1 protein-coding gene is annotated in these 286 nt (G+C 65.4%); it reads left to right on the forward strand.

Annotated features, from left to right (window positions below; genetic code table 11):
• On the forward strand, positions 1-286 hold a 286-nt coding region (locus ALO43_RS15585; RefSeq protein ID WP_174518504.1), incomplete at both ends, for a transposase.

Here is a 286-nt window from a genome sequence, read left to right on the forward strand (position 1 = left end):
CGATAACCTGATCTACACCGCCAAGCGGCGCGGTTTGCGCGTCGGGATTTTCGGGGCGCTGCACACCTATGGCCGGCGGCTCAACTGGCATCCCCACGTCCACCTGTCGGTGACCGCGGGCGGCCTGGATGAGCAGGGCGTCTGGAAAAGTCTGTCGTTCCACAAAGAGGCCCTGCGGCGGCGCTGGATGTGGCTGGTGCGCGATTACCTGCTGGGACAGCCGCTTTCGCAACTGACGATGCCGCCGCAGCTGGCCCACATCCTCAGTGAAAGCGACTGGCGCCGT

It is taken from the genome of Pseudomonas tremae (assembly GCF_001401155.1).
In the GTDB taxonomy this organism is placed as follows: domain Bacteria; phylum Pseudomonadota; class Gammaproteobacteria; order Pseudomonadales; family Pseudomonadaceae; genus Aquipseudomonas; species Aquipseudomonas tremae.